Source organism: Pseudomonas sp. MDT1-16 (assembly GCF_054898115.1).
The window spans coordinates 2991232-3014439 of sequence record NZ_CM142717.1 but is presented as its reverse complement, the minus strand read 5'-3'; the positions used below and the strand labels follow the sequence as shown (position 1 = coordinate 3014439).

The following is a 23208-nucleotide window of genomic DNA, read 5'->3' as shown; positions in this document are numbered from 1 at the left end:
GATGCCGGCCAAGGTCACGATTGCAGGCATACAGCGCCTGTGCGCGGGGCAACACCTAGCCGGTCATCATCAGGTTTCGGACACCAACAGCTCGCTGTTGAGATGAAACTCGGCGTCCAGATGAATGGCCTGTAAAAAAGCGCTGTCGTGAGAGACGACGATCAATGCCCCTTGGTACTGATTGAGCATCTGCTCCAGCGCAATTTTACTGGGCAAGTCCAAATGGTTGTCCGGTTCGTCCAGCAACAGCAATTGCGGTGGTCGCTGTGCATATAACTGCGCCGCCAGTGCTATTTTCAGGCGTTCGCCACCGCTCAATTGGCAGGTCTTGAGCATCGCACGATCCGCGTCAATCCCCATCTGGGCCAGGCGGGTCCGCGCCTCGGCCTCGGGCAACTCCGGATTACTCTCGTAGAGCCATTGCACCGCCGTGCGTTCGGGGTACTGTAATCCGGCGTGTTGATCCAGCCAGCCGACCTGGCAACTGCGGATGAGTTCGCCTTCGCGCACCGGCAGTTGGCCGGCGATCACTCGCAACAGGGTCGACTTGCCGCTGCCGTTGGCGCCCAGGATTGCCATGCGCATAGGCCCCGTCAGCGTCAGATTGAGCGGCGCCGCGTAACCGAACGGGAGAATGACGTCGTTGAGCTGCACAATCAGCTTGCCATTGGGCACTACGCTTTCCGGAGACAACATCATGCGTTGAATGTCCGGCGCACACCGCGCACGGGCCTCGGCGATACGTTGTTGTTGCTGCTCCCGGCCCACCTGTTGATTGAGGCGCAATTTTCCCTGACTGTTTTCACTGCGCTCTTTCTGGGCATTGGTGATCAGTTTGGTCTGATTGCCGTCGCGGGCCTGACGGTCGCCGCGCGCATTCCGCCGTTGCTGACGCTCCATCTGCACGGCCATCTCACGTTGCTCGCGCTTGGCCTGCGCCCGCTCACCTTGCAATGCCGACTGGAACGACTGCTGTTCTTGCTCGCGTGCCGCCGCATACTGACTGTAGTTGCCGCCATAAACCCCCAGCCCCAAGGGTGAAAGCTCGACAATTTCGTTCACGTGCTCCAGAAGGCCCCGGTCGTGGCTGATCAACACCAGGCCGTTGGGCCAGCGATCGATCTGCTGCGCAAGACTGTGTTGCTGATCAATATCCAGGTGATTACTGGGCTCATCCAGAATGAGCCAGTCGGCCCTGGATAACCACGCCCCCAGCAGCGCCACCCGTTGCCGTTCGCCACCACTGAGTGCGTCGGTGCGCGCGTCGGCGTTCAAATGACCCAGGCCGATCTGCTGCAGTTGCGCCTCAAGGCGTGTGGCGCAATCCCATTGATCGACCGCCAGCGCATGGTCGTCATCGTCGACGCTGCCTTGGGCAATGCGATCCAGCGCCGCCAGAATAGGGGCGACCCCGGCAATCGCGGCAACGCTGGGATAGCGCTCGGGTTCCAGTAACTGCGCCACGGCGTAAACCCGGCCTTCGCGACGGACGATGCCGCTGGTGGGCAGTTGCTCCCCCGTCAGGAGTCGGCCAAGCAAGGACTTGCCACAGCCATTGGCGCCCACGATGCCGGTGGCCCTGGTACTGAAGGTGTGGTTCAAGTGATCGAACAGAACGCGCCCGTCGGGCAGGTTGTACGACACTTGATCAAGTTGAAGTAACCGTTGAGTCATGACGTCTCCTTAACTATTCAAAACTCCCTGGTGTTGCGCAACAGCGTCCGCCTCGTCACCTCGGCCGCGGTCTACCATACTGAGGCCCCGTCCAATCGATAAGCAATCTTTCAAGGCTTTCAGCATCCCCGGTCTTTTGCCAGTAAACTCTCTCCCCTTTCGCCGCTGTCTTTTTCCTCGCGGCCATCACCTTATTTCCTACGGAGTTCGCCTTGCGTCTGTTTCACACCTCCGACTGGCACCTTGGACAAAACCTGCACGGCCAGGAACGCGATTTCGAACACGGCTGTTTCCTTGAATGGCTGTTGCGCCAGCTGAAGCTCGACCAGCCTGATGTGCTGCTGATCGCCGGCGATATCTTCGACACGGTCAACCCGCCGGTCAAAGCCCAGGAACGTCTCTACGATTTCATCGTCAATGCCCATGAACAACAGCCGAAGCTGACCATTGTGATGATCGCCGGCAACCACGATTCCGGCTCGCGGATCGAACTGCCCGCGCCGTTGATGCGGCGTTTGCGCACGCATGCGCTGGGCCGTGTGCTGTGGCTGGATGACGGTCAACTCGACGCCGAGCGCTTGTTGCTGCCATTACCGGATGCCAAGGGCAAAACCGTCGCCTGGTGCCTGGCGCTGCCGTTCCTGCGACCGGCAGAAGTGACCGGTGCGCATTTGGGTGACAACTACCTGCGCGGTATCGGTCAGGTTCACGAGTGGCTGATCGAAGCGGCCAACGCCAAACGCCAGCCTGGCCAGGCGCTGATCGCCATCAGCCACGCGCACATGGCCGGCGGCTCGGTGTCGGAAGATTCCGAGCGCAGCCTGATCATCGGCAACGCCGAAGCGCTGCCCGCCAGCCTGTTCGGGCCGAGCATCAGTTACGTCGCCCTCGGTCATTTGCACAAGCCGCAGAAGGTCAACGGTGAAGAGCGCATCCGCTACAGCGGCTCACCGATTCCGTTGTCGTTCTCAGAGATCGGCTATCAGCACCAGATTCTCGACATCAAACTCGAGGGCGAAACCCTCGTCAGCGTCGAACCCAAACTGATCCCCCGGGCAGTGAATCTGCAACGCATCGGTCCCGCGCCACTGGCGGAAATCCTGCTGCAACTGGCCGACCTGCCGAACATCGACCTGCTGGCCGATATCCAGCGCCAGCCGTGGCTGGAAGTTCGGGTGCGTCTCGATGAGCCGCAACCCGACTTGCGTCATCAAGTCGAAACCGCCCTGCAAGGCAAAGCCGTGCGCCTGGTGCGGATCGCCGCTGAATACGCCGGCAACGGCAGCCGCGAGGGACTCGATGACGGCACGACCTTGATCGAACTCGACCAGCTCACACCTCAGGAACTGTTCAGCCGCGCCTGGCTGGACAACTACGGCAGCGAGGTCGATGAGCAAACGCTCAAGGACTTCGCCGAGCTGTTGCAAGACGTGCAGATGGAGAGCGAACAAGCATGAAGATCCTCGCGATCCGCCTGAAAAACCTCGCCTCATTGGCCGGGCCTTTTGAAATCGACTTTACCGCGGAACCGCTGGCCAGCGCTGGGCTGTTCGCGATCACCGGGCCAACCGGCGCCGGCAAAAGCACCTTGCTCGACGCCTTGTGCCTGGCGCTGTTCGGCGCTGTGCCTCGGCTGAGCTCTGCTCAGGTGTCTGCCAAAGCGCCGGACGCCGACGGCGAGATCAGCACGGGCGATCCCCGCACGCTGCTGCGTCGCGGCACGGGCGAAGGCTATGCCGAAGTAGATTTCGTTGGCATCGATGGCCGGCGCTACCGCGCTCGCTGGGAAGCTAATCGCGCCCGGGAGAAGGCCGGCGGCAAGCTGCAAGCCAGCCGTCAGAGTTTGCGCGACATCGATCTGGATCAACTGCTAGCCAGTCAGAAAGTCGAATTCAAAACCCAGCTCGAAGCCGTACTGGGCCTGAACTTCGAACAGTTCACCCGAGCCGTGCTGCTGGCCCAAAGCGAGTTCAGTGCCTTCCTCAAGGCTAACGACAACGAACGCAGCGAACTGCTGGAAAAACTCACCGACACTGCGCTGTATACGCGCCTCGGTCGCCGGGCTTTCGACAAAACCAAAGAGGCTCGCGAAGCCCACAAGCTGCTGCAGGACCAGGCCACCGGGGTCACGCCTTTGTTGCCAGAAGCCCGGGCGGAACTCGATGAACGCTTCAACGAGGCTCAGCAACAACTCAAGACCCAGCAAGCGCAACTCAAGCAATTAGAACTGCAACACACCTGGCTCAAGGACCTGCGTCAATTACAGGACGAGCAACAGAGCGCCACCGAGCAGCTGCAATCGGCCCAACAGCATTGGGACGGTCTGGCGGGTGAACGCCTGAAGCTGACCCGGCTTGAGCAACTGGCCCCGCAACGGCACCAGTTCGCCCGCAAGACCGAACTCACCGCCCAGCTCAAACCACTGACCGCGCAGATTGCGCAACACACCCAACAGCAAACCGAACTGAGCCAGCGCCAGGCTCAGCTCGAACTAAGCCTGGGCGCTGCGCAGACCGCGCTGGTCGAGGCCCAAAGCCAACACACCTCAAGCGCTCCGCTGCTTCGTCAGGCCTTCGAAGAGCAAAGCACCGTCGCCCGCCTGGTCAAAGACGTCGGCCTCAGTGCCGACCTCAAGCAGCAGGCGGAACTAGCCTGCACTCAGGGCCAAAGCACGATTCAAGGCGTGCTCGACCAGCAAAAGCAGGTCGCGTCACGCCTGGAACAAATCGCCACGGCGCTTGAGCAAAGCACCCCTCTGGCGCCGTTGAGCAATGCCTGGAACGCCTACCGCGATCGTCTGCAACAGCTGATGCTGGTGGGTAATCGTCTGAACAAGGGTCAGGCCGAACTGGCCGCCCTGGAACACAGCGCCGCTCGCGCTGCCGAGGATCTGTCCACCCAGCGCCAGAGCCTTGAAGTGCTGTACAAAGAGGCCGGCGCAGAACCGGAAGCGGTGGCCGAGCAGATCCAGATTCTCGGTAGCCTGTTGCAAGACAACCGCAAGCAACAGCGGGCCTTTGAAGAGCTGACGCGACTGTGGGCCAGTCAGCAGGAACTGGACAAACGCGCGTCCGAACTCCAGCAGCGCCAGCTGACCGCTCAGCAAGAACGTGAGCGTCTGACCCAGGACGGTGTGAAAGCCAAGAACGCATTGGCCGTGGCCGAACAGACGCTGACCGTCACCCGTGAATTGCTGGAACGCCAGCGTCTGGCCCGCAGCGCCAGCGTCGAAGAACTGCGCGAGCAGTTACAGGACGATCAGCCGTGCCCGGTCTGTGGCAGTCCCGACCATCCCTATCATCAGCCCGAAGCCCTGCTGCAAAGCCTTGGTCGGCATGATGAAAGCGAACAGGCCAACGCCCAGAAAGCCGTCGACCTGTTGAAAGAAAAACTTACTGACCTGCGCACTGAAGTGGGCGGCGTGATTGCTCAGCAAAAAGAGTTGCTGCAACAGCAAGAACAACTCGCGACCCAGCAGCAGAGCCTGGCGCCGAGCCTTGAAGCACATCCGTTGTCTGCGCAGTTGCTAACCCACGATGCGCTCAAACGCGATGCCTGGCTGGCGCAGCAAAGCAACCAGTTGAATCAAAGCATTACCCAGGACGAACAACGGCAAACCGCCCTGCTCACCCTGCAACAGGACGCCGCGCGCCTTCAACAGCAACTGCGTAGCGCTGAAGCGGCGAGCCAGCAAGCGTCCCAGCACTTGGTCAACCAGCAACGTGAGTTGAGCAGTGATCGCCAGCGCCTGGACGAGGAGTTGACGGCGTTCAGCACCCTGCTCCCTGCCGATACGCTGCAAGCCTTGCGCAACGAACCGGCCGCGACCTTCATGCAACTGGATCGGCAGATCGCCCAGCGTCTGGAACAACTCGATCAGCAACGCGATGAACTCAGCGAACAGCAACAACGGCAACAGACGCTGGAGAAAGAACAGGACCGCCAACTCACGCGTGTCCAGCACTTGGAAACGGCCCGACAGCAGTTCACCGCCCTCGCCGACCAGCAACAGGCCTGCCAGCAAAAGATGACGCAATTGCTCGGCAAACACACCAGCGCCGAGCAGTGGCAGCAACAACTGGATCAAGCCGTTGAACAGGCGCGTAATGCCGAAACAACGGCCAATCAGGAACTGCAAACCGTGCGCACGCGGCGGGTGCAACTGGGCGCCGAGCTCAAGGCTCAGCAAGACCGCTCGCAGGCACTGGAAACCGAAGATCGCGAGCTGAGCGGCAAGATTGCCGACTGGCGCGCCTTGCATCCGGAACTGGATGACGGTGGCTTGGAAGATCTGCTGAGCGTCAATGATCAACAGGTCAGCGAGCTGCGCCAGCAGTTGCAGCACAGCGAAAAAGCCATTGAGCAGGCCAACGTGCTGCTGCAGGAGCGGGATCAACGCTTGCTCAGCCATCAGGCCCAGCACAATGGCAACCTCGACGCCGAACAACTGGCGACCGCGCTCACCGACCTGCAAACCCTGTCCGCTGCCATCGAACACCGTTGCGCCGAACTGCGCGCCGAACAGGCCGAGGATCAGCGCCGGCAAAACGCCAATCAGGCTCTCGCGCAGCGGATCGCCGACGCCTACACCGAGTACCAGCGCTGGGCACGTTTGAATGCATTGATTGGTTCGGCCACGGGCGACACTTTCCGCAAGATCGCGCAAGCCTACAACCTCGACCTGCTGGTGCATCACGCCAACGTTCAGTTGCGGCAACTGGTGCGGCGCTATCGCCTGAAACGCGGCGGCAGCATGCTCGGGTTGTTGGTGATGGACACCGAGATGGGTGATGAACTGCGTTCGGTGCATTCGCTGTCCGGCGGTGAGACATTCCTCGTGTCGCTGGCCCTGGCCTTGGGCCTGGCATCAATGGCGTCGAGCACACTGAAAATTGAATCGCTGTTCATCGACGAAGGCTTTGGCAGCCTTGATCCGGAATCTCTGCAACTGGCCATGGACGCCTTGGATGGCTTGCAAGCGCAGGGCCGCAAGGTCGCGGTGATTTCCCATGTCCAGGACATGCATGAACGGATTCCGGTGCAGATTCAGGTCCGCCGTCAGGGCAACGGCCTGAGTACCCTGGAGGTGAAATGAATACGCTGTATTCCTTCCGCCGCTGCCCCTACGCGATGCGGGCGCGCATGGCGCTGCGCTATTCAGGGGTTACGGTGAACATTGTTGAGGTCAGCCTCAAGGCCAAGCCTGCCGAAATGCTCGCGCTGTCGAGCAAAGGCACGGTGCCGGTGCTGAGCGTCGACGGTCAGGTGATCGATGAAAGCCTGGCGATCATGCACTGGGCTTTGGCGCAGAACGATCCAAAGGATTGGTTGCTCAAGGATGATCCTGTCGGGCAGCAACACATCGCCGGGCTGATCGAAGAAAACGATCAGGTGTTCAAGGTGCACCTGAATCACTACAAGTACGCCGAACGCTATCTCGAGCATCCGATGACATTTTATCGCGCCGAGGGCGAGGTGTTTTTGCGCAGGCTCGAGGAATTGCTTGAGGGACGCGACTACTTGCTTGCCGAGCATCCGAGTCTGGCGGATGTGGCGCTGATGCCGTTCGTGCGGCAATTCGCCCATGTAGATCGCGAGTGGTTCGGGCAGACGCCCTATCGGCGTTTGCAGGCCTGGTTGCAGCGGTTTCTGGCGTCGGAGTTATTTACTGGCGTGATGCAGAAATAACCGACTCACGCCAACACAACTCATCAACCGCTCGCGGGCCGCATCGGGCTCGTCTGGAACGGGCAACGCGTTATGCAGGAGCGACATCACTCAGGGTTTCTCGAAGCTTTCAGCTCGATCGGCGCAAGTGACTTCGCTCCTGCATAAAAGGTGCAGGGTTCAAATTTCAGGCTTGGGTCTTGTGATCCAGAGCCGCGTAAAAGTTGGCGCTCTGTTGCAGGTACTTCTGGGTGTAGCTTTGCGCGTGGGATTTTTTGTCGCTGATTTCAATGTTGGCGCTGGCTGGCAGAGCAACAGTGGCAGAGATAGCGGAAGCAGCGATTACGGAGAAGAGATTGAAGTTCATGGCGGTATTCCTCGGATTCAGTTGGCTTGTTTGCCCGGTGGGGCCGTGAAGCAAACTTAACCGTCAAGGTTGGCGCCTTGAAATCTTTTGTAGCATTAGCAGATATCAGCGTCATTAATAGAAGGATGCAGGCCCCATCAACCGGGGCCTGCGGCCTATTGACGCACCAGGAACTTGAGGTCGCTCGGGGCATCCATCGGCAGTTTTTGCACGGTTTTACCCAGCAAACCGCTCTTGGCATCGCGCTCGACGACAACAATCTGGTTACTTTTCTGGTTGGCGATCAACACGAACTTGCCACTCGGGTCGAGGCAGAACTCACGCGGGTGATCGCCCTCCACGGCCCGTCGCTGAAGTTCTTTGAGGTGGCCGGTCGCAGGATCGATGGCGAACACCAGCAGCTGATTGGCGGTGCCACGGTTGCTGACGTAAAGGAACTTGCCATCGTGCGACGCGTGAAGCGCAGCGGCTGCCTTGTCCGAAGTGGGTTGACCCGTCGCCAATTCGACCATTTGCGTTTGCTCGAGTTTGCCGTCCTTGTAGTCGAACACCGCGACCTGCGCGCTCATTTCCATGATCAACCACGCGTGTTTGCCATCGGCGCTGAACAGCAAATGACGCGGCCCGCTGCCGGGTGGCAACTGGACGGACGCCGGTGTAGCGGCGGTCAATGGCAGTTCCGGGTTGGCCTTGGGGTCGAAGCGGTAGACAAAGACCTTGTCGGCGCCCAAGTCATTGGAGAACACATACTTGCCGTCCGGCGACGAAACCGTCGAATGCACGTGCGCCGACATCTGCCGCTCGGGATTAACCCGGCTGGACGGATGGCTGCTCATCTGCACCACCGAATTGAGCTGGCCTTCGGCGCCCACCGGCAACACCGCCAGGGTGCCACCCGGATCTTCAGCCACCGAATAGTTGCTGACAAACAGGTGACTGGCTTCAAGGCTGAGGCTCGAATGAGTCGGCTCGTTGCCCAGGCTCTGCACCTGATTGATCGGGCTCAGCGCATGGGTTTTGGGATCGATCGCATAGCTGCTGACGCGCCCTACCGGATCGGTCTGTCCCGGGCCGTTTTCGTTGACCACGAAAAGGTGACGCTGATCCTTGGACAGGGTCAGCCAGGACGGGTTTTCACTCTTGACCACTTGCAGCGGCTTGGCATTGATCTGCCCGGTGGCGGCGTCGAAGTTCAGGCGATAAATCCCTTGGCTCTGACCCGCCGTGTAGGAACCGACCAGCAACTGATAGACCTCGGCCGACGCGGCCTGAACGCCCATCGCACCGACGCTGCCGGCGATCAACAGCGGCCAGAGCTTACGCATCCTCTTTCGCTTCTTCCTCGTCGTCACCACCGCGGAACGCGGTCATGCACACCAGCCGGTGTTCGCCGGAATCACCGGTGATGACCCAGCTTTGCAGGGTTGGATCGAAGGTCGCTGCCTGAATCTGCGCCGGGGTAAACTCCCAGTGCTTGGCTGCCCGGCCGTCCATGCATTCGATGTGCAGGTTGTCGAACTCATCAAGGGAGAATTCGAAGGCGTGCAGCCCGTCGATTTCCACCATGTCACAGTGTTCGAGTGTGTAGAGCAAGGTGTCGGTAGCGGCAGTCATGGCAGTAATCTTTGAATGGGAAAAACGCAATGATAGCTCATCACACCGCAATGATCGTTCCCACGCTCTGCGTGGGAATGCCGCTTCGGACGCTCTGCGTTCGGCTTTGAAGGGACGCGGAGCGTCCCGGGCTGCATTCCCACGCAGAGCGTGGGAACGATCAGTCAGCGGATCACAGCGCGTCGCGCAAGGGTTGGCCGTCCACCAAGCGCTGGATTCGCAACGGATTGCCATTCTTCAACGCATCCGGCAGCAGACTGTCGGGGTAGTTCTGGAAGCACACCGGGCGCAGGAAACGGTCGATGGCCAAGGTGCCCACCGACGTGCCCCGAGCATCGGAAGTTGCGGGATAGGGACCGCCATGGACCATCGAGTCGCCGACTTCGACGCCGGTTGGGTAGCCGTTGAGCAGGATCCGTCCGACCTTCTGTTCCAGCAATGGCGTCAGCTCGCCGAATTGCTCGAAGTCCGCCGGCTCGCCAATGATCGTCGCCGTCAGCTGCCCGTGCAGGCCGTTCAACGCGGCACTGAGTTGTGCCGTATCGGCAACTTCTACGAACACCGTGGTCGGGCCGAACACTTCTTCCTGCAGCACTTCATCGCCATTGATCAACAGGCTGACATCGGCTTTGAACAGTTGCGGCTGGGCCTGATTGCCCTGCTGTGCCTGACCGGCCAGATGCTTGATGCCCGGATGAGCGAGTAGTTTTTGCAGACCTTTGCCATAGCTGCTCAAGGTCCCGGCATTGAGCATGGTTTGCGCGGGTTGATCGCCCATCAGTCCAGCCACCTGTTGCACAAACGCGCTGAACTGCGGCGAACGAATACCGATGACCAGACCCGGATTGGTACAGAACTGACCGCAGCCTTGAACCACCGAGGCCGTCAGGTCCCGAGCGACAGTTTCTGACCGAATCTCAAGCGCCTGCGGCAAAACGATCACCGGGTTGATGCTCGACATCTCGGCGAACACCGGGATTGGCTGCGCACATGCAGCGGCCATGTCGCACAACGCACGTCCGCCCTTCAGCGAGCCGGTAAAGCCAACCGCCTGAATCGCCGGATGCTTGACCAGCGCTTCGCCAACTCCACCGCCGTAGATCATGTTGAACACGCCGGCCGGCATGCCGGTTTTCTCTGCGGCGCGGATGATCGCGTCCGCTACCCGCTCGGCAGTTGCCATGTGACCGCTGTGGGCCTTGAACACCACCGGGCAACCGGCGGCCAACGCCGACGCGGTGTCGCCGCCAGCCGTGGAGAACGCTAAAGGAAAGTTACTGGCGCCAAACACGGCAACCGGCCCGAGGCCGATGCGATACTGACGCAAGTCCGGACGCGGCAACGGTTTGCGCTCAGGCAACGCCTGATCAATCCGTGCACCGTAGAAATCACCGCGACGCAGCACGTTGGCGAACAGACGCATCTGGCCGCTGGTGCGACCGCGCTCGCCTTGAATCCGTGCGGCGGGCAGCGCGGTTTCGCGGCAGACCACCGCAACAAAGTCATCGCCCAGCGCGTCCAGTTCATTGGCAACCGCATCGAGAAATTGCGCACGACGTTCGGCGCTCAAGCTGCGATACGTCGGATAAGCCGCGGCGGCAGCCTTGGCAGCGGCATCGACTTCTTCCGGGGTCGCCTGGGAGAAATAGTACGGCAACGCTTCGCCGGTGCTGGCGTCGACGCTCTGTAGTTTGAGCTGGCCGGCCGCACTGCGCTGACCGCCGATGTAGTTGTGACCAAGAATCTGGGGCATGGGTATCTCCTCAAAGGGTGCCGACGGTGCCGGGCTCGAACGCCGCTTCAACCGGTGCAATACCGTTGATCAACGGTGCACCGAACTCGGTCTGACTGATCTCGAACACGTCACCCGGCTGGGTGCGAATGCCGTCGGCAAAGGACAGGGTCGCGGTGCCGAAAAAGTGAATGTGCACATCGCCCGGACGCAGGAACTGGCTGTACTTGAAATGGTGGTACTCGAGGTTTTCCAGGCTGTGGCACATGTTGGCCTCGCCACTGAGAAACTCGTTCTGCCACAGCACCTCGCCGTCACGCAGGATGCGGCTGGTGCCTGCCAGATGTTGAGGCAATTCGCCGACTCGAAGTTCCGGGCCATAACTGCAACTGCGCAATTTGGAGTGCGCCAGGTACAGGTAATTCTTGCGTTCCATTACATGATCGGAGAACTCGTTACCCACCGCGAAACCGAGGCGATACGGCTTGCCGTCGTGGCCGATGACGTAGAGGCCGCTGAGTTCTGGTTCTTCACCAGCGTCTTCGGCGAACGGAGGCAACGGGAACGGTTGGCCCGGTCGAACGACGATGCTGCCGTCACCTTTGTAGAACCATTCCGGTTGCACGCCGGCCTGCCCCGCTGCCGGTTTACCGCCCTCCACGCCCCATTTGAAGATGCGCATGGTGTCGGTCATCGCGGCTTCGTCGCCAACTTGCTGATGCATCTTGTCCCGGGCCGAGGCGCTGCCCAAGTGAGTCAGGCCCGTGCCGCTGACTAGCATGTGCGCCGGATCCGGGTGATCCAGCGGCGGCAGGATGCGCAGCTTGGCCAACAGTTCTGCATAGTCATGGCTGATGCCCAGGCCCAGGGTGTTCACCTGTTGCTCAAGATTGACGCCCGCCTCGATCGCCGCCAACGCCAGGTCGCGAACCGTGCGCGCGTCCTGCACTTCGCGCACCAGACCGTCTTCGACCACGCCAACCCGGCGCTCGCCGTTACTCAATTCGAACTGAACTAAACGCATGATTTTCTCCTGTTATTCAAAACACCACCGATCCCACAGGGATGGTGGGCATCACAAAATGTGTGTCAGGTGCGGGTAGCGCCACGGGCGCTGGCAGCGAACTGGTCGGCCGGTAGTACGTGCTTGCGTTCCAGCAGGCGATAGACCACACCGGTCAACACCAGCCCGAACACCATCACGCAGGACAAGAAGTACAGACCCGAAGCCAGGTTGCCGGTGTATTCCTTGAGCGCGCCGATCACGAACGGACCGATGTAGCCGCCGAGGTTGCCCACCGAGTTGATCAACGCGATTCCGGCCGCCGCACTGGCCCCGGCAAAGAAGCGGCCCGGCAGGGTCCAGAACACCGCGGTGCAGGAAAACAGAGCGAAGGCCACCAGGCACAACGCCGCCAGTTGCAGCATCGGCACCGTCAGCCAGGCGCTGAAGAACAGGCCGATGGCACCCAATACGTAAAGCACCGCCAAGTGGCCGTACCGATCATTCAAGCGGTCGGAACTGCGCGGAATGATCAGCAACCCGATGATCCCGAAGATGTACGGCACCGACGACACGAAGCCAGTCATCAGATCCGTGCCACCGAACTGCTTGATCAGGGTCGGCAGCCACAAGCCCAGGCCGTAAATGCTCAGGGTCACCGGCAGATAGAACAGCGCCAGCAACAACACCCGTTTGTCCTTGAGGGCGTGCAACGGATTGCCGTGGCGAGTCTGGCCGTATGCCTCGAGATCCTTTTTCAGTTCGCCGGTCAGCCAGTCCTTTTCGGCCTGGTCCATCCACTTCACCTGTTTCGGGCCGTCCGGCAGCCAACGCAGCACCGGCCAGGTCAACAGGATTGCCGGGGTACCGATGACGATGAACAGCCACTGCCAGCCATGCAGGCCAAGAATGCCGTCCATGCCAAGCAGACCGCCGGACACCGGGCCGGTGATGAGCATGGCGATGGGTTGGGAAAGGATGAACAGTCCAAGGATCTTGCCGCGATGGCGCACCGGGAACCATTGGGTGATGTAGTAGAGAACGCCCGGAAAGAACCCGGCTTCCGCCGCACCGAGCAGAAAGCGCATCACATAGAAACTGTGCGGCCCCTGGACGAAGGCCATGCCGATGGTGATGGCGCCCCAAGTGACCATGATCCGCGCGAACCAGCGTCGCGCGCCGAAGCGATCGAGCATCAGGTTACTGGGGATTTCCAGCAGGAAATAGCCAATGAAAAACAGCCCGGCACCCAGCCCGTAAGCCGCGTCACCGATACCGAGGTCAGCGCCCATGTGCAACTTGGCGAAGCCTACGGCGGAGCGATCCACATAGGCGATCAGGTACAGCAGGATCAGGAAGGGAATCAGTTTCAGCGTGATGCGACGAATAAGCCGCAGTTCCTGGCTCATGAGATCGGTCTCCGATTGTTGTTGTTATAGAACCTCGGGGGACGCCTCTCGTGGAAAACCGCCAGGGTCATCCCTCCGTTGCAACGGACTATATAGTATTACTATTTATGCAACAACACTTCCAAACGGTCGAATTAGAGCTTATGTTACCCCTCATCCCGAACAATATAGTCATACAATAAGAGAACCGATCATGCCTGATAAGAAACCCACCCTGCGCTCCGCCCAATGGTTTGGCACTGCCGACAAGAACGGCTTCATGTACCGCAGCTGGATGAAGAATCAGGGCATCGCCGACCACCAGTTCCACGGTAAGCCGATCATCGGCATCTGCAACACCTGGTCGGAGCTGACCCCGTGCAACGCGCATTTCCGCCAGATTGCGGAACACGTCAAACGTGGGGTGATCGAGGCTGGGGGCTTCCCGGTGGAGTTCCCAGTGTTCTCCAACGGTGAATCAAACCTGCGCCCGACCGCCATGCTCACCCGTAACCTGGCGAGCATGGACGTCGAAGAAGCGATTCGCGGTAACCCGATTGACGGTGTCGTGCTGCTGACCGGTTGCGACAAAACCACTCCGGCGTTGTTGATGGGCGCGGCCAGTTGCGACGTGCCGACGATCGTCGTCACCGGCGGGCCGATGCTCAACGGCAAGCACAAAGGGCAGGACATTGGCTCGGGCACCGTGGTTTGGCAGCTCAGCGAACAGGTGAAAGCCGGCACTATCACCCTCGACGATTTCCTCGCGGCCGAGGGGGGCATGTCCCGCTCGGCCGGCACCTGCAACACCATGGGCACCGCCTCGACCATGGCGTGCATGGCCGAAGCCCTCGGCACTTCCCTGCCGCACAACGCGGCGATTCCAGCGGTGGATGCGCGTCGTTATGTGTTGGCGCATATGTCCGGCATGCGTGCGGTGGAGATGGTTCGAGAAGACTTGAAGCTGTCGAAAATCCTTACCAAAGAGGCCTTCGAAAACGCCATTCGCGTGAACGCCGCCATCGGTGGTTCGACCAACGCCGTGATCCATTTAAAAGCCATTGCCGGGCGCATCGGCGTGGAATTGGACCTCGATGACTGGACCCGCATCGGTCGCGGCATGCCGACCCTTGTCGACCTGCAACCGTCCGGGCGTTTCCTGATGGAAGAGTTCTACTATGCCGGCGGCCTGCCAGCGGTGCTGCGACGTCTGGGGGAAGCCAACCTGATTCCGAATCCGAATGCGCTGACCGTCAACGGCAAGACCCTCGGAGAGAACACCAAGGACGCACCGATCTACGGTCAGGACGAAGTGATCCGCACCCTCGACAACCCGATCCGCGCTGACGGCGGCATCTGTGTATTGCGCGGCAACCTGGCGCCACTGGGTGCGGTGCTCAAGCCCTCCGCCGCCAGTGCCGAACTGATGCAACATCGCGGGCGTGCGGTAGTGTTCGAGAACTTCGACATGTACAAGGCACGGATCAACGATCCGGAGCTGGAGGTAGATGCCAATTCGATTTTGGTCATGAAGAACTGTGGGCCGAAGGGTTATCCGGGCATGGCCGAAGTCGGCAACATGGGCTTGCCGGCCAAGCTGCTGGCCCAAGGCGTGACGGACATGGTGCGCATTTCCGACGCACGCATGAGCGGCACGGCGTACGGCACCGTGGTTTTGCACGTGGCCCCTGAAGCGGCCGCTGGCGGACCTTTGGCGACGGTGAAGGAAGGTGACTGGATCGAACTCGACTGCGCCAATGGTCGTCTACACCTGGACATTCCGGATGCGGAACTGGCAGCGCGCATGGCCGATCTGCAGCCACCGCTGCAACTGATCGTGGGCGGTTATCGTCAGCTGTACATCGACCATGTGTTGCAGGCGGATCAGGGTTGCGATTTCGACTTTCTGGTCGGCTGCCGCGGCTCCGAAGTACCGCGTCACTCCCACTAACACCACAAATCCCCTGTGGGACCGTGCTTGCTCTGGCGACCGTCATCGCCGCGCCTGTTATCATGCGCGGCACCCCATCGCACAGGATCGCGCCGCTTCCCATGGATTACCGCAAACCCTCCGACCGCAAAAGCATGCACTCGCGCATCGTCCAGGAACTGGGCATGCAGATTGTTTCCGGGCGCTTTAAACCGTGCGACAAACTGCCCCCTGAAGCCCTGCTGTGCGAGGAGTACGCGGTCAGCCGCCCGGTGCTGCGCGAGGCCACACGCGTACTGGTCGCCAAGGGACTGGTGTATTCCCGTCCGCGGGTCGGCACGGTCGTCAAGCAGCGCAAGGACTGGCACATGCTCGACCCGGACGTTTTGCATTGGCTGATGCAAAGCAGCCCGCAGAATGAGTTTTTCGATTTGCTGACCAGCGTGCGCAGCATCATCGAACCCGCTGCGGCTGCCCTCGCCGCGCAGTTCGCCACGGACGATGACATCGCCTCCATCGGTGAAGCCTACCAACGCATGGAAGCCGCACCGACCCCCGAAGCGCTCTTGCAACCGGACCTGGATTTCCATAGCCGGATTGCCGATGCGACGCACAACGACTTGCTGGCGAACCTGTGCAACATGCTGTCAGTGGCGATTGCCGAAGCCTTGAAGCATTCCAACCAGCGGCCGAATCTGCATGAACTGGCATTGCCACGGCATAAGGCTATTCTGACGGCTATCGAGAATCGTGATGCACTCGGTGCACGGCATGCGACGTTGGTGCAGCTGGATGATGCGCGCAGTGCGCTGAACGTGGTGCTGAGTACCGACCTTTCCTGATCGCCACAAGGATTTGGTGTGGAATTCGGCATGTAAAAAAGCCGCAACCCTGAGGTTGCGGCTTTTTAGTTTCAGCGATAGATCAGTGGGCAAACAACGAATTACCCTTCTGCCCCGCCAGCTTCTCCGGTTTGATCAGGAACCGCGCCAGCGCTGGCAGCAGCCACAGTGCGCCGAACATGTTCCAGAGCAACATGAAGGTCAGCATCAGGCCCATGTCGGCCTGGAACTTGATGGCCGAGAAGATCCAGGTGCACACGCCGATCGCCAGGCACAGACCGGTGAACAACACGGCTTTACCGGTGGACTTCAGCGTCTGGTAGTACGCCTCTTGCAACGGCAGGCCGGCACGCAGGAAGCTTTCGAGTCGGCTGTAGATGTAGATCCCGTAGTCCACGCCAATCCCCACGCCCAGCGCCACCACCGGCAAGGTTGCGACTTTCACGCCGATGCCCATGAAGGCCATCAGGGCGTTGCCGAGTACAGAGGTGAGTACCAGCGGCAGCACGATGCACAAAGTCGCCGCCCAGGAACGGAAGGTGATCATGCACATGGCCGCGACGCAGATGTAGACGAGAATCAGGATGGTCAGCTCGGATTCCTTGATCACCTCATTGGTGGCCGCCTCGATGCCAGCGTTACCGGCAGCGAGGATGAATTCCAGGCCTTCCTTGTTGTTCTCCTTGGCGAAGTCCTGCACTGCATGCACCGCGCGATCCAGGGTTTCGGCCTTGTGATCGTTGAGGAACACCAGCACCGGTGCCAATGAGCAACTGTTGTTGTACAGGCCATCAGCACGGGCGATGGAGTTGTTCAGCACGTCCGGGTTACGCGACAGGGTTTCCCATTTCAGGTTGCCCTCGTTCATACCCTTGATCATCTGCTTGGACACCGTCACCAGCGAGATTGCCGACTGCACGCCCTCGGTGTTCTGCATCTTCCACATCAGCTCGTCGATCGGCGCCATGGCTTCGTAGCGCGAGCAACCTTCAGACTTGGTCTTGACCATCACCACCAACACATCGGAACTGGTGGAGTAATTGCTGATGATGAAGTTGTTGTCTTTGTTGTAGCGCGAGTCGGGACGCAGTTCAGGCGCGCCTTGGTCGAGGTCGCCGATTTTCAGGTTCTGGCTGTACCAGAGGCCACCACTGAAGGCCAGCAAGGCCAAAACAATCGATACCGACGCGACTTTTGGGCTGGCAAAGTTCGACAGCAGACGCCAGAACGGGTGTTCGCGGGTTGCATCCTTTTTGCTGCGATCCACGGCGCGTTTGCTGATGCCGACGTAGGAAATCGCCACTGGCAGCAGGATCAGGTTGGTGAACACGATCACTGCAACGCCGATGGACGCGCCGATGGCCAGTTCGCGAATCACCCCGATGTCGATGATCAGCAGCGTGATGAAACCCACCGCATCCGCGAGGATCGCAATCATCCCCGGCAGGAACAACTGACGGAACGTACGCCGCGCCGCGGTCAAAGCGTTGTCCGCCTCGCTGGACTGCAAGGCAATACCGTTGATTTTCTGCACACCGTGGGAAATACCGATGGCGAAGATCAGGAACGGCACCAGCATTGAATACGGATCAAGCCCGAAGCCGAAGAAATGCATTAAACCGAGCTGCCAGACCACCGCCACCAACGTTGTACTCAACACCGCCACGGTGCTGCGCATGCAGTTGGTGAACCAATACAGCAGGATCAACGTGATGACGAAGGCGACGCCGAAGAACATCACCACCATGACCAGCCCATCGATCAGGTCGCCGACTTTCTTGGCGAAACCGACGATGTGGATCTGCACGTTAGGGTTTTGGGCTTCGAACTTGTTACGGATCTTGTCTTCGAGTTCGTGAGAGAACTTCCGATAGTCCAGCGCCAGCAACTTGCCTTGGTCCTGCGGGTCCGGGTAGGACTCCAGCAGCGGGATATCGACAATGCTCGACTTGAAGTCGTTGGCCACCAGACGCCCGACCTGACCGGACTTGAGCACGTTGTTGCGCAACAGATCGAGGCTTTGCTGGGAGCCGTTATAGCTCTGTGGAATCACTTCACCACCGGCGAAGCCCTCCTCTGTTACTTCGGTCCAGCGTACGCTCGGGCTCCACAGCGACTTGAGGCCGGAACGGTCAACACCGGAGATGTAGAACACCTCGTCGTTGATCTGGCGCAGGGTCTCCATGTATTCCTTGGAGAAGATGTCGCCGTCGGTGGCCTCAACCGAGATCCGCACCGTGTTGCCCAGGTTCGCCAGATCATTGCGGTGCTCCATCATCTTTTGAATGAACGGATGGTCGAGCGGGATCATTTTTTCGAAACTGGTGGACGGCCGGATCAGCGTCGCCTGCCAGAACAGAAAAATACTCACCAGCAGGCAGATCACGATCACTGCCGGGCGGTTGTTGAAAATCAGGCGTTCAAGAAACGTCGCCTTGTCTTGGTGATGACTGCTCAAGGATGTCATAGACCCGCCTTTTTATTATTTGCCCGGCTCATTTGGACGACCCATTTTTTCCATTCTCTGCGCCGGCGCCGTTTGGCGAGGTGACGCGAACGCCACCCTGTCCTGCCAGAATCAGATTGCCGTTGCCAGCCGCAGTCACCGCCGAAACGGAAATACGATCCGGACGGTTGAACACGCTGAAGCTTTCGCCGTTGTCGTTGCTGCTGATCACCGAGCCGCCGTTACCGACGATCACGATGGAACCGTCGTCGAGCAGCGTCGCGCCGGACAGACCGAATTCCAGCGCACCGCGAGCCGCCTTCAACTCGATCGGCTCCCAGGTGGTGCCGAAATCGCTGGAGCGAAACAGATTGCCCCGCAGCCCGTAGGCCAGCAGCGTATTGGCTTCAGCGGTGCCGATCACACCGAACAGCGAACCTTCGTATGGGCCTTCCAGCTTCTCCCAGGTCTGGCCCCCATCGGCGGAGCGGAACATGCTGCCCTGCTCACCGACGATGAACAGGCCGGCATCCTTGACCGCGGCAATGGCGTTGAGGTGGTACTGGTCTTCGTTGTCCAGGCGATCGCTGGCGTCTTCCCAGTGCTTGCCGCCGTCGGTGGTTTCCAGCAACGCACCATAAGCGCCCACGGCAAAGCCGCTGTTGACGTCCTTGAACCAGACGTCGAGCAGCGGCGATTCGCGTTTCAGATCTTCAAATTGCTTGGTCCAGGTGACGCCACCGTCCTCGCTGGCGAGGATCTGAGCGTCATGGCCGACGGCCCAACCGTGTTTGTCGTCGACGAAAAATACCGACGTCAGGAGTTGTCGGGTCGGCACTTTGGCTTGGGTCCAGGTCGCGCCCTGGTCATCGGAATACAGAATGTGCCCGCGATCCCCGACCGCGACCAGACGAGAGCCTGCGTGCACGACGTCAAGCATCAGGCTCTTGCTGGCTTTGGCAGACTCAACGGAATAAACACTGTCGGATGCTGGCGCAGCAGCGGCCAGTACAGGTGCCGACAACACGGCACAGCCCAACAGCGAGAGCGCTGTAGCCAGCAACGCGAATTTGCGTAGTGCCGGCGGGCGGCAGATACCCACACCCATGACAGGCTCACTCATAGACCTTCCCCCATTATTATTGTTAGGTCGTTCAACCTTTCAGGGCGCCGTAAGGACTGTTCTTCAGGATTGCCTTTTCTGGAGCATAGTCCTGGAATACGCAATCTAGAGCCCCTTCGGAAGCTGGCTTATCCTATCGGGGTTTGGAAAGGTCTGACAATCGACGCCACGTTATCTTTTGTTAACCTGGGGGGGATGCGCAGTTGCTGAATGATTCGGTATCAGGTGGGGTGATTGGATTTCGGGTTTCGGGTTTTGTGTACATCTCCGCTGAGCCAGATCAAAAGATCGTCCGAACGCGGCCCGAACCTTCGGCAGCTCCTGAAGCAAGTACACCCCGCCCTTCACCACTCAACAGGCCGAGCGTCAGCGCGCCTGCAGCTCTTGATCTACCCGCCCCTTCGGGAGGCTAAGTGGAGGTGTTCATCTGGGGGGCAGGCGCGTAGCGCCGTTCGACAAAGTCGAACACATCGAGAGGAGGTTGAAGCGAAGCCAACCGGAGGCGATGCCCCCAGATGAATGCCCGAACGAAGGAACGCCGAGCCTAGGCGAGGGGCCGGACGCTGGGGCGAAGCCTTTGGGTTCCTTTTTGGCGTTTGAAAAATGGACTCGCCGTAAGGGCGAAACCCTAAGCAGCCGTTACCGCAGTAATGGATATGTACACCCTCAAAATCACGGTCGGCTCCAAGGCCGCCATCACGAGCAAGCTCGCTCCCACAGGAATCCAAGTGTCCCCTGTGAGAGCGAAACCAAACTCAAGCCAGGCTTTTGCTGACCACTTCAAACACATCGCTCGACAACTGACCCGAAGCACGAATCCGCTCCAGCTCACCTTTCATCAACGCCTGACGCGCATCGTCATACTTGCGCCAGCGCGTCAGCGGCGCCAGTTGGCGAGAGGCAATCTGCGGATTAAACCCGTTCAACTCGATCACCAGATCCGCCAGGAACCGATATCCCGAACCATCGGCCGCATGGAAGTTGATCAGGTTCTGCCCGGCAAACGCGCCGACCAGTGCCCGCACCTTGTTCGGGTTCTTGATGTTGAACGCCGGATGCTGCATCAACGCTTTCACCCGCGCCAGACCGCCTGGCAACGTGCTGCCCGCCTGAACACTGAACCACTGATCCATGACCAGCGGGTTGTCCTTGAAGTGCTCGGCAAAACTCGCCAATGCCGTAGCCTTCTCTTCTTCGAACGACGAATTGACCACCACCGCCAACGCCGTCAGGCGCTCGGTCATGTTGTCGCTCGTCTCGAATTGCTCCAGCGTCGCCGCCAACACTTCCGGTTTACCGCTGAGCATCAGGTACGACAGCGCGATGTTCTGCAACGCGCGACGAGCGAAGTGTTCGGCCTCAGCCACATACGGGGTTTTCTTCGAGAGATCGCGATTGGCTTGATAACGCAGCCACAACGCCTCGAACAACCCTTCAGCCAATTGCTTACGAGCAAACTCGCGAGCGATGTGAATGGTGTCAACGTCAGCGACTTCGCTGATTTCGGTCAGATACGCCTCGCCCGGCAGCGAGAGCATTTCCGCGACCATGGCCTGGTCCAGCGTCTGGTCAGACAGCACGGTGCGCAAGGCAGAAATCAAACGCTGATCGAGCACCAGTTTTTCGCCCTTCTGCTGTTGGGCGATCAACTCTTGCAGGACCTGCACCGACAGTTGCTGACCGGCATCCCAGCGGTTAAAGCCATCGCTGTCGTGTTGCATCAGGAACATCAGCTGATCGCGGTTGTACGGAAAGCTCAGCTTCACCGGCGCCGAGAAGCCACGCAGCAACGAAGGCAATGGCTGTTCAGCGATGTCAATGAAGGTGAAAGTCTGCTCGGCTTCAGTCACCGAAATAACCCGTGAGGTGCCCTGAGCGCTGGCTTCACCGCAAAGACGCAACGCAATGGCCGCACCTTTGGCGTCCAGCAGGCCCAATTCCACCGGTATCACGAACGGCAACTTCTCAACCTTGTCCGGGGTTGCCGGGCAGCTTTGACGGAACGTCAGGCTGTAGGTTTTCGCCGCAGCGTCGTAGGACTCGCTGACCGCCAAGCGCGGTGTGCCGGCCTGGCTGTACCAGCGTTTGAACTGGGTCAGGTCGACACTGTTGGCATCTTCCATGGCCTTGATGAAGTCGTCGCAGGTCACGGCCTGTCCGTCATGGCGTTCGAAGTACAGGTCACTGCCTTTGCGGAAGCCTTCGGCGCCGAGCAGGGTGTGGATCATGCCGACCACTTCCGAACCCTTTTCGTACACGGTCAGGGTGTAGAAGTTGGAAATCTCGATGAAGCTGTCCGGGCGCACGGCGTGGGCCATGGGACCTGCGTCTTCGGCGAACTGGTGGGTCCGCAAGTAAGCGACGTCCTGAATGCGCTTGACCGTGGCCGAGTTCATGTCGGCGGAGAAACCGGAATCGCGGAACACGGTGAAGCCTTCCTTGAGCGACAACTGGAACCAGTCGCGGCAGGTCACGCGGTTACCCGACCAGTTATGGAAGTACTCGTGCGCAACGATCGCCTCGACCCGCTGGTGCGCGGCGTCGGTGGCGGTTTCGGCGCGGGCCAGCACGGCGCTGGAGTTGAAGATGTTGAGGCCCTTGTTCTCCATGGCGCCCATGTTGAAGTCGTTGACCGCGACGATCATGAAGATGTCCAGGTCGTACTCGCGACCGTAGACCTCTTCGTCCCAGCGCATGGACTTCTTCAGGCTGTTCATGGCGTGCTGGCACTTGTCGATGTTTTCCGGCTCGACATAAATGCGCAGCGCTACGGAGCGATCAGTCATGGTGGTGAAGGTGTCTTCGACGCACCACAAATCACCGGCCACCAGCGCGAACAGGTAGGCAGGTTTCTTGAACGGATCTTCCCAGGTCGCCCAGTGCCGGCCGTCTTCGCCGGGACCTGAGGCAATCGGGTTGCCGTTGGACAGCAGCACTGGGTAACTGTGCTGCTCGGCGACGACCGTGGTGGTGAACGTGCTCATCACGTCCGGACGGTCGAGGTAATAGGTGATCTTGCGGAAGCCTTCGGCCTCACACTGGGTGCAGAACATCGTGCCGGATTTGTACAGGCCTTCCAGCGCGGTGTTGGTTTCCGGGTGGATCTTGACGCTGGTGTCGACCGTGAAGGTGGTGCTGGACGGGTGCAGAGTCAGGTGGTTTTCCGTCAGCTGATAGTCGGCGGCGGTCAACTCGCTGTCGGCCAGGGTAACCGACAGCAATTCAAGCTGCTGGCCGTCCAGCACCAGCGGCGGCAGGCCCGGGCCACGTTCAGGATTGCGGCGCATCACCAGTTGCGCATGGACCAGGCTGTGGTCCTCGAACAACTCGAAGGTCAGGTGCGTCTCGTCGATCAGGTACTCAGGCGCCTGATAGTCTTTCAGGTAGATCATCTTCGGTTGTTCGGTGCGCATGCTGGAGTC

The 23208-nt window shown here is 59.9% G+C and carries 15 protein-coding genes; 5 read left to right on the top strand and 10 right to left on the bottom strand.

Translation table 11 applies throughout. The features are described 5' to 3' along the window. Positions 1 to 69: 69 nt before the first annotated feature. Positions 70 to 1674, bottom strand: a complete 1605-nt coding sequence (locus ACYZT3_RS13770; RefSeq protein ID WP_462032289.1) for an ABC-F family ATP-binding cassette domain-containing protein — start codon at positions 1672 to 1674, stop codon at positions 70 to 72. Positions 1675 to 1886: 212 nt separating this feature from the next. Here ACYZT3_RS13770 and ACYZT3_RS13765 point away from each other — a divergent pair, with 212 nt between their 5' ends. Genes ACYZT3_RS13765 through ACYZT3_RS13755 form a run of 3 tightly spaced genes read left to right on the top strand, consistent with a single transcriptional unit; the run spans position 1887 to position 7362 of the window. After that, positions 1887 to 3131 (top strand): exonuclease SbcCD subunit D C-terminal domain-containing protein, encoded by a 1245-nt coding sequence (locus ACYZT3_RS13765; RefSeq protein ID WP_462032288.1) that lies wholly within the window; start codon positions 1887 to 1889, stop codon positions 3129 to 3131. Continuing rightward, complete coding sequence (locus ACYZT3_RS13760; protein WP_462032287.1) at positions 3128 to 6769, top strand: AAA family ATPase; 3642 nt, start codon at positions 3128 to 3130, stop codon at positions 6767 to 6769. Before ACYZT3_RS13765 ends, ACYZT3_RS13760 begins: the two co-directional genes overlap by 4 nt. Beyond that, positions 6766 to 7362: a glutathione S-transferase gene (locus tag ACYZT3_RS13755; RefSeq protein WP_462032286.1), complete on the top strand. Its 597-nt coding sequence runs from the start codon at positions 6766 to 6768 to the stop codon at positions 7360 to 7362. The genes ACYZT3_RS13760 and ACYZT3_RS13755 overlap by 4 nt, the downstream gene beginning before the upstream one ends. Positions 7363 to 7528: 166 nt before the next feature. On the opposite strand, the gene ACYZT3_RS13750 is transcribed toward ACYZT3_RS13755, so the two are convergent. From ACYZT3_RS13750 to ACYZT3_RS13725, 6 genes are all read right to left on the bottom strand, one after another. Continuing rightward, positions 7529 to 7708, bottom strand: a complete 180-nt coding sequence (locus ACYZT3_RS13750; RefSeq protein WP_033054657.1) for a hypothetical protein — start codon at positions 7706 to 7708, stop codon at positions 7529 to 7531. A gap of 155 nt (positions 7709 to 7863) precedes the next feature. Next, the gene (locus ACYZT3_RS13745; protein WP_462032285.1) at positions 7864 to 9033 is read right to left on the bottom strand and encodes a lactonase family protein; all 1170 of its coding nucleotides are present in this window, start codon (positions 9031 to 9033) and stop codon (positions 7864 to 7866) included. Further along, positions 9026 to 9322: a DUF5629 family protein gene (locus ACYZT3_RS13740; RefSeq protein WP_282380186.1), complete on the bottom strand. Its 297-nt coding sequence runs from the start codon at positions 9320 to 9322 to the stop codon at positions 9026 to 9028. Before ACYZT3_RS13740 ends, ACYZT3_RS13745 begins: the two co-directional genes overlap by 8 nt. A gap of 172 nt (positions 9323 to 9494) precedes the next feature. Beyond that, on the bottom strand, positions 9495 to 11075 hold the full coding sequence (locus ACYZT3_RS13735) for an aldehyde dehydrogenase (NADP(+)) (protein WP_462032284.1): 1581 nt from the start codon (positions 11073 to 11075) through the stop codon (positions 9495 to 9497). A 10-nt stretch (positions 11076 to 11085) separates the two neighbouring features. Further along, complete coding sequence (gene araD1, locus ACYZT3_RS13730; protein WP_462032283.1) at positions 11086 to 12078, bottom strand: AraD1 family protein; 993 nt, start codon at positions 12076 to 12078, stop codon at positions 11086 to 11088. 65 nt (positions 12079 to 12143) lie between these two features. Beyond that, a complete protein-coding gene (locus ACYZT3_RS13725; protein WP_282380192.1) occupies positions 12144 to 13466 on the bottom strand; it encodes an MFS transporter in 1323 nt (440 codons plus the stop codon). 193 nt (positions 13467 to 13659) lie between these two features. Between ACYZT3_RS13725 and ACYZT3_RS13720 the strand changes: the two genes are divergently transcribed. Together ACYZT3_RS13720 and ACYZT3_RS13715 are read left to right on the top strand one after the other, a co-directional pair. Further along, a complete protein-coding gene (locus ACYZT3_RS13720) occupies positions 13660 to 15396 on the top strand; it encodes an IlvD/Edd family dehydratase (RefSeq protein WP_282380194.1) in 1737 nt (578 codons plus the stop codon). Positions 15397 to 15497: 101 nt separating this feature from the next. Then, positions 15498 to 16217 (top strand): FadR/GntR family transcriptional regulator, encoded by a 720-nt coding sequence (locus ACYZT3_RS13715; protein ID WP_462032282.1) that lies wholly within the window; start codon positions 15498 to 15500, stop codon positions 16215 to 16217. 82 nt (positions 16218 to 16299) lie between these two features. Here the strand turns inward: ACYZT3_RS13715 and ACYZT3_RS13710 are convergent, their stop codons facing one another. The 3 genes from ACYZT3_RS13710 to pepN all read right to left on the bottom strand — a co-directional run bounded on the left by ACYZT3_RS13710 (position 16300) and on the right by pepN (position 23199). Continuing rightward, positions 16300 to 18684 (bottom strand): efflux RND transporter permease subunit, encoded by a 2385-nt coding sequence (locus ACYZT3_RS13710; RefSeq protein WP_462032281.1) that lies wholly within the window; start codon positions 18682 to 18684, stop codon positions 16300 to 16302. A gap of 28 nt (positions 18685 to 18712) precedes the next feature. Beyond that, entirely contained in the window at positions 18713 to 19786 is a 1074-nt protein-coding gene (locus tag ACYZT3_RS13705; RefSeq protein ID WP_462032280.1) for a WD40/YVTN/BNR-like repeat-containing protein, read from the bottom strand. A gap of 755 nt (positions 19787 to 20541) precedes the next feature. Next, positions 20542 to 23199, bottom strand: coding sequence for an aminopeptidase N (gene pepN / locus ACYZT3_RS13700; RefSeq protein ID WP_462032279.1), 2658 nt, complete (start codon positions 23197 to 23199; stop codon positions 20542 to 20544). Between the last annotated feature and the right edge of the window lie 9 nt (positions 23200 to 23208).